This window comes from Burkholderia sp. Ac-20365 (genome assembly GCF_017104715.1).
Lineage (GTDB): Bacteria > Pseudomonadota > Gammaproteobacteria > Burkholderiales > Burkholderiaceae > Paraburkholderia.
In genome coordinates this window covers 663466-677177 of sequence record NZ_JAAGPI010000002.1, presented here as the reverse complement: position 1 = coordinate 677177, position 13712 = coordinate 663466, and the positions used below count along the sequence as shown (strand labels likewise).

General features: G+C 63.4%; 13 protein-coding genes. 10 read left to right on the top strand and 3 right to left on the bottom strand.

What is annotated here, in order from left to right; all coding sequences use genetic code 11:
* Positions 1-152 precede the first annotated feature (152 nt).
* Together G3O01_RS06380 and G3O01_RS06375 are read left to right on the top strand one after the other, a co-directional pair.
* Positions 153-1064: a TauD/TfdA family dioxygenase gene (locus tag G3O01_RS06380; RefSeq protein WP_205803670.1), complete on the top strand. Its 912-nt coding sequence runs from the start codon at positions 153-155 to the stop codon at positions 1062-1064.
* A gap of 22 nt (positions 1065-1086) precedes the next feature.
* Positions 1087-2508 carry an aldehyde dehydrogenase family protein gene (locus tag G3O01_RS06375; RefSeq protein ID WP_205803669.1) on the top strand — a complete coding sequence of 474 codons (1422 nt, stop codon included), beginning with the start codon at positions 1087-1089 and terminating at the stop codon, positions 2506-2508.
* Between the two features lie 82 nt (positions 2509-2590).
* On the opposite strand, the gene G3O01_RS06370 is transcribed toward G3O01_RS06375, so the two are convergent.
* A complete protein-coding gene (locus G3O01_RS06370; RefSeq protein ID WP_205803668.1) occupies positions 2591-3802 on the bottom strand; it encodes a porin in 1212 nt (403 codons plus the stop codon).
* Between the two features lie 285 nt (positions 3803-4087).
* Between G3O01_RS06370 and G3O01_RS06365 the strand changes: the two genes are divergently transcribed.
* The 8 genes from G3O01_RS06365 to G3O01_RS06330 all read left to right on the top strand — a co-directional run bounded on the left by G3O01_RS06365 (position 4088) and on the right by G3O01_RS06330 (position 11294).
* Positions 4088-4654 (top strand): DUF2889 domain-containing protein, encoded by a 567-nt coding sequence (locus G3O01_RS06365; RefSeq protein ID WP_205803667.1) that lies wholly within the window; start codon positions 4088-4090, stop codon positions 4652-4654.
* 321 nt (positions 4655-4975) lie between these two features.
* Positions 4976-6856: a feruloyl-CoA synthase gene (locus G3O01_RS06360; RefSeq protein ID WP_205803666.1), complete on the top strand. Its 1881-nt coding sequence runs from the start codon at positions 4976-4978 to the stop codon at positions 6854-6856.
* A 50-nt stretch (positions 6857-6906) separates the two neighbouring features.
* Complete coding sequence (locus tag G3O01_RS06355; protein WP_205803665.1) at positions 6907-8046, top strand: acyl-CoA dehydrogenase family protein; 1140 nt, start codon at positions 6907-6909, stop codon at positions 8044-8046.
* A 51-nt stretch (positions 8047-8097) separates the two neighbouring features.
* Positions 8098-9288: a lipid-transfer protein gene (locus G3O01_RS06350; protein WP_205803664.1), complete on the top strand. Its 1191-nt coding sequence runs from the start codon at positions 8098-8100 to the stop codon at positions 9286-9288.
* A gap of 25 nt (positions 9289-9313) precedes the next feature.
* Positions 9314-9754, top strand: coding sequence for a MaoC family dehydratase N-terminal domain-containing protein (locus tag G3O01_RS06345; RefSeq protein ID WP_205803663.1), 441 nt, complete (start codon positions 9314-9316; stop codon positions 9752-9754).
* 12 nt (positions 9755-9766) lie between these two features.
* A complete protein-coding gene (locus tag G3O01_RS06340) occupies positions 9767-10183 on the top strand; it encodes a MaoC family dehydratase (RefSeq protein WP_205803662.1) in 417 nt (138 codons plus the stop codon).
* Between the two features lie 42 nt (positions 10184-10225).
* A complete protein-coding gene (locus G3O01_RS06335) occupies positions 10226-11050 on the top strand; it encodes an SDR family NAD(P)-dependent oxidoreductase (protein ID WP_205803661.1) in 825 nt (274 codons plus the stop codon).
* Positions 11025-11294: a hypothetical protein gene (locus G3O01_RS06330; protein ID WP_205803660.1), complete on the top strand. Its 270-nt coding sequence runs from the start codon at positions 11025-11027 to the stop codon at positions 11292-11294. The genes G3O01_RS06335 and G3O01_RS06330 overlap by 26 nt, the downstream gene beginning before the upstream one ends.
* A gap of 698 nt (positions 11295-11992) precedes the next feature.
* On the opposite strand, the gene G3O01_RS06325 is transcribed toward G3O01_RS06330, so the two are convergent.
* Complete coding sequence (locus G3O01_RS06325; RefSeq protein ID WP_205803659.1) at positions 11993-12937, bottom strand: FAD-binding protein; 945 nt, start codon at positions 12935-12937, stop codon at positions 11993-11995.
* A gap of 10 nt (positions 12938-12947) precedes the next feature.
* On the bottom strand, positions 12948-13697 hold the full coding sequence (locus tag G3O01_RS06320; protein ID WP_205803658.1) for an electron transfer flavoprotein subunit beta/FixA family protein: 750 nt from the start codon (positions 13695-13697) through the stop codon (positions 12948-12950).
* Between the last annotated feature and the right edge of the window lie 15 nt (positions 13698-13712).

The window sequence follows — 13712 nt, the reverse complement described above, 5'->3', positions numbered from 1 at the left end:
CGGCTGCGTCTCTCGTCTCGTCGCACCGGAACGAGATGAAACGAACCCCGCCCAGCGACCGATCGAGCACGCCGCGGCCCGACAATTTTTCGCCCGAACTTCATGCGCGCGGCACGGCCGCCCGCTTCCCATACCAGGCAAGGAGACAACCCATGCAAGCACCTGTCGACGCTTCCAGACCGGGCCACATCGAAGCGACCCGAGAAAGCTGGCCGTTCGACGTCGAACGATGCACACCGGCCATCGGCGCTGAAATCAGCGGCATCGACCTGCGCGAACCGCTCGACGACGCCACGTATCTGGCGCTACGCCGCGCCGTCGTAAAGCACAAGGTCATCTTCTTTCGCGATCAGGACATCACGCCTGCACAGCATGTAGCGTTCGCGCGCCGCTTCGGTGCGCTGGAAATCCATCCCACCTTTGCGCATCACCCGGATCATCCCGAACTCGTGATCCTCGGCCGCAACGAAACGAAGCGCGGCCGCGAAAACCTCTATCACAGCGACGTATCGTGGCGCGATGTGCCGTCGATGGGTTCGATCCTGCGCTGCGTGCAGTGCCCTGAAGTGGGCGGCGACACGATCTGGATCAACATGGTCGCCGCGTACGAGAACCTGCCCGACGAGATCAAGTCGCTGATCGGCAAGCTGAAAGCAGCGCACGAGTTTCTGCCGCTGTTCGGCATCGTCGTGCCCGAGGAGCAGCACGACGAGATGCGCAAGAAATATCCACCGGCGCTTCACCCGGTCGTGCGGTCGCATCCCGAGACAGGCGAAAAGATCCTCTACGTGAACGAAGCGTTCACGACGCATATCGCGAACTATGGCCATCAGACGGTGCCGCGCTATCGCTTCGGCTTCGACTTCAAGCTCGCGGAAATGGAACTGCTGCAGTATCTGTTCCGCCAGGCCCAGGCGCCCGAGTACCAGGTGCGGCTGCGCTGGAAGCCGAACACGATCGCGTTCTGGGACAACCGCTCGTGCCAGCACTACGCGGTGCAGGACTACTTCCCCGCCGTGCGCCACATGATGCGCGCGACGATCATCGGCGATCGCCCGGTTTGAACCCTCGCATGGACAACAAACGATGAAAACGCTCAACAGGTTTTATATCAACGGCGGCTGGGTCGAGCCCATTGAAGGCGGCAAGACGATGGACATCGTCAGCCCAGCGACGGAACTTCCGATCGGTCAGCTCACGCTCGGCAGCGCACACGATGCCGACCGCGCCGTCGCCGCGGCACGGGCCGCGTTTCCAGCGTGGTCCGAGAGTTCGCGCGAATCCCGCATCGCGCTGCTCGAACGCATTGCAGCCTGCTATCGCGAGCGCATCGGCGAGCTTGCGCAGGCTGTGTGCGAGGAAATCGGCGCGCCGATCTCGCTGTGCAAGAGCTTGCAGGCGCCTATCGGTATCGCGCATCTGCAGGCGACCATCGACACACTGCGCCACTTCCCGTTCGAGGACACGCGCGGCAAGAGCATCGTGCGTCGCGAAGCGATCGGCGTCGCCGCGCTGATCACGCCGTGGAACTGGCCGCTGAACCAGATCGTCGCGAAGGTCGCGCCGGCGCTCGCGGCCGGCTGCACGGTGGTGCTCAAGCCATCCGAATTCGCTCCACTGGACGCGATGATCTTCGCAACGATCGTGCACGAAGCGGGCACGCCGCCCGGCGTATTCAACATGATCTTCGGCGAAGGGCGCGAGGTCGGCGCGCGGCTGTCTTCGCATCCGCACGTCGACATGGTGTCGATTACGGGCTCGACGCGCGCGGGCGTCGAAGTGGCCATCAGCGCCGCGCCGACCGTCAAGCGCGTTGCGCAGGAACTGGGCGGCAAGTCGCCGCTGCTGATTCTCGACGACGCCGATCTGCAGATGGCCGTCGCCATAGGCGTCGCGCAATGCATGGCGAACTCCGGGCAGACCTGCGTCGCGCCGACGCGCATGCTGGTGCCGCGGGCGCGTTACGAGGAAGCCGTGACGATAGCCGCCGCGGTCGCGAATGCGATTCCCGTCGGCGATCCGTCGAACGAAGCGACGAAGATGGGACCGCTCGCAAACCGCGCGCAGTTCGACAAGGTGCAGCGCATGATCGGCTTGGGTATCGAGGAAGGTGCGCGTCTCGCGACGGGCGGGTTGGGGCGACCTAAAGGTCTCACACAAGGTTTCTACACGAAGCCGACCGTGTTCGCCGACGTGCACAATCACATGAAGATCGCACGCGAAGAGATCTTCGGCCCGGTGCTATGCGTGCTGCCTTACGAAGACGAAGCCGAAGCGATCGCCATTGCCAACGACAGCGACTACGGCCTGGCCGCGTATGTCGCATCGGACGATCCAGACCGCGCGCGTCGCGTTGCCGCAAAGCTGCGTGCGGGCTCCGTGCGCATCAACGGCGCGATGCTCGATGTGACGGTGCCGTTCGGCGGCTACAAGACGTCGGGCAACGGGCGCGAATATGGCGCGGAAGGCATCGCGGAATATCTCGAATGCAAATCGGTGACGATGTAGTCGGTGCAGGCTGATAGCAAAACGGGAGATGACCTGCCAGGTCATCTCCCGTTTGAGTTTGCGCTTTCGCCGCGCGCTGCTGTCAGAACCGGTGCGTCATGCCCGCCACGCCGAGAATCTGCTTCGAGCCGTCCGCCGCCGATACACCCGGCCAGCTCATGTTCGCGATACCGTTGTTCTTCATGTAGCCCGCGCGTACATAGACGCTGGTGCGCTTCGACAGGTTGTGATCCGCGCCGATCTGGATGCCGAGCGTGTTGTCGTCCACGCCCCGCACGCTGCGATAGATGCCGGCGATTTCGATCACATCGGCGGCGGTTGCCTGGATCGTCGTGCCCAGTTCCATGATGCTGTACGGATGCACGAGCGACGACAGCGCGCCCACGGGACCGACACCCGGCACCGTCACGATCTGGTTGTTCGCAGGCGTCTTGACCTTGTTGTACGCATAGTTGAACTGCACGTTGACGATGCCGAAGCGGTAACCCAGCGCGCCCGTGTAGTGTTCCGTCGACACGAGATTGAACGTGCTCGCCGGCAGCGGCGTTCCGGCAGCCGTCTGGCCGAGCGACACTGTCTCCTGTCCGCCGTGCTGGAACTGGTATGCGAGCGCCGCGTACAGGCCGGCGCCCTGGTAGGTCAGCGCGAGATCGAACATGTTGCCGGAAGTCGACGGAATCGGCTGCGTGACCGTGACGGGGAACGCGTACATCGCGTACAGCTTCATGCCCCACATTTCCGGCGACTGATACATGACCGAGTTGCTCTGGCGACCCGACACGTACTGCGTCGCGAGCGTCGCACGGTCGCGTGCGCCCGCGAGGTCGGCGGCCGCGATCGGCGACAGCACCTCGTTGCCGCGGAACGGATCGGTTGGATAGACCGCCCAGAAGCTCGGCTGGTACTGGCGGCCGAATGTCAGCTGGCCGTAGTTGTCGTGCTTGAGGCCGACCCACGCCTGACGGTAGAAAAGCGTGGTCGTATCGGCGAAGAATGCGCCGTTGTTGGCGTTGAAACCGTTTTCTACGGTGAACGCCGCCTTCAGTCCCCCGCCGAGGTCTTCGACGCCTCTCAGGCCGAACTGCGAGCCCGCCGAGCCGCCGCTGCGCTCCGAAAACGAATGGTAGCCGGGCACATAGGCCGAGCCCGGTCCGCTTTTGGTCCCCGCGCCGCTATTCAGGTACTGCCCGAACACGTCGACCACGCCGTAGAGCGTGACGCTCGACTGTGCGGCGGCGCCCCCCGCGGCCAACGCCAGGGTGGCGCCGAGCAACCCTTTACTGATCAAACGCATGCACTGTCTCCTCACTTTGCCTCCGCAACTCGCGGACCAGTTTTTTGCAATCTCGCGCCGAAGCCTGCCGTAGTGCCTGGCAGACCGAATCGATAGTTCGTTCAATGGCTTGTCGCGCAATCATGGTTGCAGGCCCGCGCGCACGTGCCGCCCACCCAAATCGAGTGGGAACGGGAATACCCCGACCCGAGCGCCACCACCCGAACGAGGTGGCAGCCGGTGCGACACCGCCGTCTACGCTGGATGCATCGCCATCCCTTCATTTTTCGCTGCGAGGCCATCACCATGAGCGAGCCCACCCGGCGTCTGCTGCATACGCGCCACGTCGTCTGTCGCGGGTATGAGCGCAGCGACGGTCTGTTCGACATCGAAGCGCACCTGCAGGACCTCAAGTCCGAGACGATTCACCTGCTCTTCAAGCAGGTGCCATCCGGCGCGCCGATTCACGATCTGCGTATCACCCTCACCATCGACAGGACGGGCTTGATCCTGCATGCGAGCGCGTCGACGGATACCGGTCCATCGCCCTACTGCGCGGATATCAACGCGGCCTATGCGAGCCTCGCGGGCATGCGGATCGCTGCGGGATTCAGGAAGCAGGTGAAAGAGCGCCTAGGTGGGACGCGCGGCTGCACGCATCTGACGGAGCTGCTCGGCCCGCTCGCGACGACCGCGCTGCAAACACTCATGGGCGCACGTCCGGTCGGCGACGACGCCGCTGCGCATATCGCGCAGACGGTCGATAGCTGTTACGCGTGGCGGGCCGATGGGGAAGTCGTGCGCTTCATGCGCAAGCGCCATAGCGAAGCTTTGCTTGACGACGAACCGGCTGTCGGCACGCAAAGGCCGTAAGTGTTCACCTGTTGCCGCGAGGCACGCAATGACATCGCGCAAAGCGCGCCTGCATCGTCGTGGGGACAGCCTTTCTGCGTCACGCGCGTTATCGCGCACGGTCTGCACACCTTTGCCTCTCGCCACCCGGCTCGGGTGGTTTTGCGTCTGGCGTATGCCACTATTCTTGGATACAGGTGCGCTGGCGCGTCGATGCGTCCGCCGCCTTCCATACAAAACGCGGACGCGCAGCACGCGTCACGCGAACCAGCAACCAGGTTGCATGGGACCTGAGCGAGCCGCGAACGCGCCAGCTCCGGTCGATATAGGAGACACGACGTCATGATGACGGCCACCCCCGCTCAACCTGCGGCAGCGTCCTACCGTCCCGTTCGCATCCCCGAGCGGCGCACGCTGGTCGAACGCCGCCCGGACGGCACGCTGATACTCCGTTCCGCCACGCCGCCGCCCGATATCACGGAAACAGGCTTCGCGGATTTCATTCCTGCGTGGGCCGCAACGCGCGGCAATGCACCCGCCTTCCGCGAGCGCGACGCGAACGGCGAATGGCGTTCGCTCAATTGGGCCGATCTGTGGCGGCAGGTGCAGACCGTCGGCGCGGCACTGCTGGATCTCGGCCTGAACCAGCAGCGGCCGTTGATGCTGCTATCGGGCAATTCGATCGAACAGGCCGTGCTGCTGCTTGCGGCTGAATATGTCGGCGTGCCTACCGCGCCCGTATCGCCCGCTTACTCGACCGTCAGCAAGGACTTCGCGCGCCTGCTCGGCGTCGCGGCGCTTGTGCCGCCTGCCGCGCTGTTCGTCCAGGACACGGGCCCGTACGAACGCGCGCTCGCTGCGCTGGGCACAATGGCGACGACGCCGGTCATCACCGTGCAAGGCGCGCGCGCAGGGACCATTGCATGGGCCGGCCTGAGCGCGACAGACCTCACGCCGCAACAGATCGCGAAGGTAGCAGCCGCCCACGCAGCAATCCGCTCAGGCGACACCGCACGTGTGCTGTTCACCTCCGGTTCGACGGGCGCGCCCAAAGGCGTCGCGCTGACATACGGCAATTTCCGCGCGGTCGCTGCGTACTATGCGGACAATCTCGGCTGGCTGCGCGACAGCGAACCGGCGTTCCTCGACTGGCTGCCGTGGCATCACGGCCTTGGCGGCGTACTCAACCTCGGCCGCTCGATCCAGTTCGGCGCGGCCCATCATATCGACGACGGCAGGCCGCTGCCCGGCATGATCGAGCGCACGGTGCGCAATCTGCACGACGTGTCGCCGACCATCTTCACCAGCGTGCCCTCCGCATGGAGCGTGCTCGCGGGCGAACTCGAACGCGACCCGGAATTCGCACGCAAGCTGTTTGCCAAGGTTCACTACTTCGGCTACGGCGGCGCGAGCCTGCCCGGCGACGTCTGGCAGCGCATCCAGCGCGTGGCCGAGCAGACCATGGGTCAGCGGATCGCGTTCTGCACCGGCCTCGCCTGCACGGAGACGAGCGGGATGGGCACCTATTGCGGCCGCGCGGACGCAGAAAACGGCAATATCGGCACGCCCGTGCCGGGCGCCGAAGTGAAGCTCGTGCCGCTCGACGGCAACGACGGGCGCTACGAGATCCGCATGCGCGGTCCGCAGGTGTTCAGCGGCTATATCGCGCATCCGGAACTGACGGCGGCCGCGTTCGATGAAGACGGCTTCTTCCGGCTCGGCGACGCCGTGCGCCTCGTGAACAGTGAAGACCCATCGCAAGGGATGCTGTTTGCCGGTCGCGTCGTCGAAGACTTCAAGCTGACCAACGGCACCTGGGTGCGCACGGGCGCCGTGCGCCTCGCGCTGCTTGAGCGCTGCTCGCCGCTTCTGACGGATGCCGTGATCTGCGGGCACGATCGCGAATATCTCGCTGCGCTTGCCTGGCCCAATGTCGCCGCATGCCGCAAGCTCGCACCCGAACTCGCGTCGCTCGATGCTGACGCGCTGGTGCGGCATCCCGTCGTCGTCGATGCGTTGAGCGCGCGTTTGCGCACGCAGCCGGGCAATGGCTCGAGCCTGCGCATCGAGCGCCTGATGCTGATGGCAGAGCCGCCATCCATCGACGCCAATGAAATCGCCGACAAGGGCTACGTCAACCAGTCGGTGACGCGCGCACGCCGCGCGCATCTGGTCGAACAGCTTTTCCAGACGCAACACATCGCGCACATCGCCCACGCGTAACAGCGACCCGCAAAAAGGCCACGCCTTCATTCGAACAGGAATATTTAGTCATGCAAATTAACAGAACCGTCTTCCGCGACGACCATGAAATGCTGCGCACGAGCGCGCGGCGCTTTCTCGAACGCGAATGCGTGCCGAAGCAGGCCGAGTGGGACAAGGCAGGCAAGGTCGACCGCGAGACGTGGCTCAAGGCTGGCCGCGAAGGTTTGCTGTGTCTCACGCTGCCGACGGAATACGGCGGCGGTGGCGGCGACTTCGGTCACGCCGCCGTACTCAACGAAGAGGTCAATCGTTCGGGTGTCAGCGGCCTCGGTTTTTCCGTGCACTCGGACATCATCGCGCCGTACATCGCCCGAATCGGCAACGAGGAGCAAAAGCAGCGCTGGCTGCCAAAGGTCTGCTCGGGCGAAGCCATTCTTGCGATCGGCATGACCGAACCGGGCACGGGTAGTGATCTGAAAGCGATCCGCACCACGGCCATCCGCGACGGCGACGAGTACGTGATCAACGGCAGCAAAACGTTCATCAGCAACGGCCTGAATGCCGATCTCATCGTCATGGTCTGCAAGACCGATCCGTCCGCGGGCTCGAAGGGCGTGAGCCTGATCGTCGTCGAAGCGGATCGCGAAGGTTTCCGGCGCGGCCGCAAGCTCGACAAGGTCGGCCAGCACGCGCAGGACACGGCAGAACTTTTCTTCGACAACGTGCGCGTGCCGGTCTCGAACCTGCTTGGCGAAGAAGGCAAGGGCTTTGCGTATCTGATGGCCGAACTGCCGCAGGAACGCCTGTCGATTGCAATCGGCGCGGCCGCGAAGCTCGAAGCGTGTCTCGAGCACACGATCAACTACGTGAAGGACCGCCGCGCGTTCAACCAGACCGTGTGGGACTTCCAGAACACCAAATTCAAACTCGCCGACATCAAGGCGCAAGCCACCGCCGTACGCCTGCTCGTCGACCACTATCTCGCCGAACACGTGAGCCGCCGGCTCACGCTGGAAGAAGCGGCCATCGCCAAGCTGTTCGCGACGGAAGCGCTCGGCAAGGCGCTCGACGACATGGTGCAGCTGCACGGCGGCTACGGCTACATGCTCGAGTACCCGGTCGCGCGCGCGTTCGCCGATGCGCGCGTGACGCGCATCTACGGCGGCACGAGCGAGGTCATGCGCGACCTCATCTCCCGCAAGCTGTGATCCACCTGCATCGACAGATCATCCCATTCAGCATTCACAAGGAGCAGTGACATGAACCGCAATGTCTTCGTTGCCGGCGTCGGCATGATTCCGTTCAAAAAGCCTGGCACCAGCGAACCCTATGACGTGATGGGCGCAACTGCCGTACGCGATGCGCTAGCCGACGCGGGCGTCAGCTATGCCGACGTGCAGCAGGCCTTCGCAGGCTATGTGTACGGCGACTCGACCTGCGGCCAGAAAGCGCTCTATCACGTCGGCATGACAGGCATCCCCGTCATCAACGTGAACAACAACTGCGCGACGGGCTCGTCGGCGCTGTTTCTCGCGCGCCAGGCCGTGGCGAGCGGCGCCGTCGAGTGCGCGCTCGCCGTCGGTTTCGAATTCATGGGACCGGGCGCGCTCAAGTCGGTGTGGACCGACCGGCCGAGCGCGCTAGAACGTGCGCTCGATATGACGGATCAGCTCGTCGGGCGTCCGGAAGGATTGAGCAACGCGATCCGCCAGTTCGCGGGCGCCGGCCAGGCGCATATGAAGAAGTACGGCACGAAGCTCGAAACATTCGCGAAGATTCGCGCGAAGGCGAGCCAGCACGCAGCGCGCAATCCGCTTGCCGTGTTCCGCAACGTCGTGTCGACGGAAGACGTGCTGGCCGCGCCAATGCTGTGGGAAGGCGTGCTGACGCGTCTGATGGCCTGCCCGCCCACCTGCGGCGCGGCCGCCGCGATCATCGTGTCCGAAGAATTCGCGCGCAAGCACGGGCTGCGCACCGACGTGACGATCGCCGGCCAGGCGCTCACGACCGATCTGCCGAGCACGTACGATTCGCGCGACATGATCCGCGTGGTCGGGTTCGACATGACGCGCACGGCGGCGAAGAGCGCCTACGAACAGGCAGGCATCGGCCCGGAAGACATCGATGTGATCGAACTGCACGACTGCTTCGCGCAAAACGAACTGCTGACTTATGAAGGTCTCGGCCTGTGCGCCGAAGGCGAAGGCGCGAAGATCGTCAGCGACGACGACAACACGTATGGCGGCAAATGGGTCGTCAATCCGTCGGGCGGCCTGCTGTCCAAGGGGCATCCGTTGGGCGCAACGGGTCTCGCGCAGTGTTTCGAGCTTACGCAGCAGCTGCGCGGCAAGGCGGAAGCGCGCCAGGTCGAGGGCGCGCGCGTTGCGCTCGCACACAACGTCGGTCTGGGCGGCGCATGCGTCGTGACCGTCTACAAGGCCGTGCGTTAAAGGCCGCGTTCACGGAGCATCCGACATGATCGATAAAAAATTCATCGGCAAGGTGTTGCCGGTGTTTCGTGCGGTCGCCGAAGCGGGACAGTTGCGCTTCTTCGCGAAGGCGACGGGTGAAACCAGCCATATCTATTTCGACGAATCGGCCGCGCATGACGCGGGACATTCCGCCCTGCCCTTGCCGCCCACCTATCTGTTTTCGCTGGAACTCCAGCAGCCGGATACCGGCTGGCGCGACGAGCTTGGCATCCAGCTGTCGCGCATTCTGCACGGTGAGCAGTCGTTCACGTATCACCGCCTCGCGTATGCGGGCGACGTGTTGCGCTTTGAAAGCCGCATCGCCGATATCTACGACAAGAAGAACGGCGCGCTCGAATTCGTCGTGCGCGAAACACGTGTGACGAAGCAGAACGGCGAGCACATTGCCGATCTGCGCAGCGTGCTCGTCCAACGCAACGGCTAACGGAGAACGCTCATGAGCACCCTGACATTCGACAGCGTGAAGATCGGAGACACCTTGCCGCCGCTCACGCTCGAACCCATCAACCGCACGACGCTCGCGCTCTTCGCTGGCGCGTCGGGCGATCACAACCAGGTGCATATCGACACCGACTTTGCGCGCAAGGCGGGCATGCCCGACGTATTCGCGCACGGGATGCTGTCGATGGCGTATCTCGGGCGGCTACTCACGCGCTGGGTCGATCAGCGGCAATTGCGAGAGTTCGGCGTGCGCTTCGTCGGCATTACGCACCTGGGGCATCAGGTGACGTGCACGGGCCGAGTCGTCGACAAGTTCGAAGCGGACGGCGAACGGCGCGTGAAGCTCGAGATCCAGACAGCCAACCAGTACGGCGAGCCGCGCGTGGTCGGCGAAGCTGTGGTTGCGCTTTGATGCAACGCGCGACGCAATTACACATACACAGGAGAACAGCAAATGGGAAAGCTTGACGGCAAGGTCGCCCTTGTGACGGGCTCGGGACGCGGCATTGGCCGCGCGATCGTCGAGAAGTTCGCGAGCGAAGGCGCGCGCATCGTCGTCAACGACCTGGACGCCGATCCGGCGCACGAAACAGTCGAAACGTTGAAGAAGATGGGCGTGGAGGCTGTGGCGTGCGTCGGCAACGTGACTGCGCCGGATTTTGCGGATCGCTTCGTCGGTACCGCGCTGAAGGCGTTCAAGGGCATCGACATTATCGTCAACAACGCCGGCTATACGTGGGACGACGTGATTCAGAAGATGAGCGACGAACAGTGGTACGCGATCATCGATTGTCATATGACGGCACCATTTCGCATTCTGCGCGCCGCGTATCCCCATGTGAAAGCGCTGCATGCTGCCGATAAGGAAGCGGGGCGCGAGGTGTATCGGAAGATCGTGAACATCTCGTCGGTGTCGGCACTGAATGGGAATGCTGGCCAGATGAACTATTCATCGGCTAAGGCTGGCGTGATTGGTATGACGCGTGCACTGGCACGTGAATGGGGCCGCTTCAATGTCAACGTGAATTGTGTGGCGTTTGGCCTGATCCATACGCGGATGACGTCGGCGGATGCGCATGCGGGTGCGACGGTCAATATCGATGGACGCGATATCCGCGTCGGGCTGAATCCTGACATGCTGAAGTCGCATGCACAGCGGAACCCGCTCGGTCGTGGCGGTACGCCGGAAGAAGCGGCTGGCGGTGTTTATCTGTTCTGCTCGCCGGAGTCGAATTACATCACCGGGCAGACGATTGCTGTCGCTGGGAATCTTCAATAACGGTGTTGCGTGGAGGTTCGCCCTGCTCGCGCGGGCGGGGCGGGCTTTTGGGGGCGTCTCTGCTGTGGGGGCGCCTTTTTTTGGTTTGGTTTGGTTTGGTTTTGGTTTTGGTTTTGGTTTTGGTTTTGGTTTTGGTTTTGGTTTTGGTTTTGCTTTCGCTGGCATCCGCGATATGCCTTCTTGCTTCAGGCGTTGCCCCTGTGCGGGGCGGCACTTACTTTCTTTGCCGCCGCAAAGAAAGTGAGCAAAGAAAGCGGGCTAACACCGCCCGTCCTTGACCTCCGCCTGAGGGCCCCCAACAGTTCCTCCGCTTCACACAGCAACCTCTCAGTCCCCGCCCGTTGCCAGCGCTTCGAATCGCCGCCTCACCCACTTCAATCACCCATAGCGCAGCCAGCGACAGCGAACGGTATGTGCCGCCCAGGTGGCAAACTGTGTGTAGGCCGTAGTGGTTCACACGTCATCGCTCTTACGACACCGACCTTGCTTCCAGTCCGGAGTGATGCGTGTATGGTGCGAAATCCTACACACAGTTTGCCGCTATAGAACGCGGGCGATTTGATCGCGCATGCGGCGACGCGGGGGCGTGAAGCGGGTGAGGCGTTCAATAGGAGCGTTGGCAGCGGGTGTCGAGAAGAACGCTGTCACGTACAGGACGGGGCCGTTGGGGGCCCGTGGGCAACTACAAGAACTGGCGGTGTTCAGCGGCTTTCTTTTGCCTACTTTTCTTTGCCGCGGCAAAGAAAAGTAGGTGCCGCCCCGCACAGGGGCGACGCCTGAAGCAGGCAAGACAAATCGCGGATGCCAGCAAAAGCGACAACAAAAGCAAACCACCCCAGCGTCGCAAGACAACCCAGCGCGATACCGCCCCGCACAGGGGCAACACGTGAAGCATCGCGACATATCACGGATGCCAGCGAAAAGACCAAAAAACACCATCCCCTACAATGCCAAAACCATCTCCGGCACCGCCTCAAACAAATCCGCTTCCAGCCCATAATCGGCGATGCTAAAAATAGGCGCTTCCGGATCCTTGTTGATCGCCACGATCACCTTCGAATCCTTCATGCCCGCGACATGCTGAATCGCGCCTGAAATCCCACACGCGATATAAAGCTGCGGCGCTACGATCTTGCCCGTCTGGCCGACCTGCCAGTCATTCGGCGCGAAGCCCGCATCGACGGCAGCGCGACTCGCGCCAAGCGCTGCGCCAAGCCGGTCCGCGAGCGGTGTCAGCACTTCGTTGAAACGCTCGCTGCTGCCGAGCGCGCGGCCGCCGCTCACGATGATCTGCGCATCCGCAAGCTCAGGCCGCTCGCTCTTCGCAACCTGCCGCCCGATAAAGGTCGACAGCCCGCTGTCACCCACAGCATCGACGATTTCAATCTGCGCAGTGCTACCTTCCGACGATGCGGCATCGAAGCTAATGGCGCGCACGGTCACGACCTTGACGGGGTCGTCAGAGCGCACCGCTACGATCGCATTTCCCGCGTATATAGGGCGCTCGAAGGTATCGGCACTCACCACGCGCACGATGTCCGAAATCTGCGCGACGTCGAGCAACGCGGCAACCCGCGGGGCAACGCTCTTGCCCATGCTCGTCGCGGGAAACAGGATATGGCTGTAACTCGCTGCGATTTGCGTCACCTGCGCGCCGAGGTTTTCTGCGAGACCTTGCGCGAGCGAGGGCGCGTCGGCGACCAGCACGAGCGAGACGCCCGCGATGCGCGCCGCCGCGTTCGCCGCATCCTGCACGCCATGCCCCGCAACCAGCACGTGCACGTCGGCACCGCATTGCAGTGCCGCCGTCACGGCGCTCAGCGTCGCACTCCGGATCGATACGTTGTCGTGCTCGGCAACCACCAGCACGCCTGTGCGTTCATTCATATTTTTCTCCTCACAGTACCTTGGCTTCCGTTTTCAGTTTCGCGACGAGCGCGGCGACATCGGGCACTTTCACACCCGCGCCGCGTTGCGCCGGCTCGCTGGTACTAAGCACCGTCAGGCGCGGTGCGATGTCCACACCGAGTTGCGCGGGCGTCACGGTATCGAGTGGCTTCTTCTTGGCCTTCATGATGTTCGGCAGTGTCGCGTAGCGCGGCTCGTTGAGCCGCAAATCGGCAGTCACTACGGCGGGCAGCGCGAGACTCACGGTCTCCAGCCCGCCATCGATTTCGCGCGTCACGATAGCGAAGTCATCGGCGATCTCGACCTTGCTCGCACACGTTGCCTGCGGCCGCCCCGCGAGCGCGGCGAGCATCTGCCCTGTCTGGTTGCAGTCGTTGTCGATGGCCTGCTTGCCGAACAGCACGAGTTGCGGCTTTTCCCGGTCGACCAGCACGTTAAGCAGCTTCGCGACGGCAAGCGGTTCCAGCTCCGCATCCGTCTCGACGAGAATGCCGCGATCCGCGCCGATCGCCATGGCCGTGCGCAGCGTTTCCTGGCATGCGGACACGCCACACGACACCGCAACGACCTCGGTGACGACACCGCGCTCCTTGAGTCGCACGGCTTCTTCGATAGCAATCTCGTCGAAGGGGTTGATGCTCATCTTGACGTTGGCGAGATCGACGCCCGAACCATCGGACTTCACGCGCACTTTGACGTTGAAGTCCACCACGCGCTTGACCGCGACGAGTGCTTTCATCTGTTGCCTCCTGTC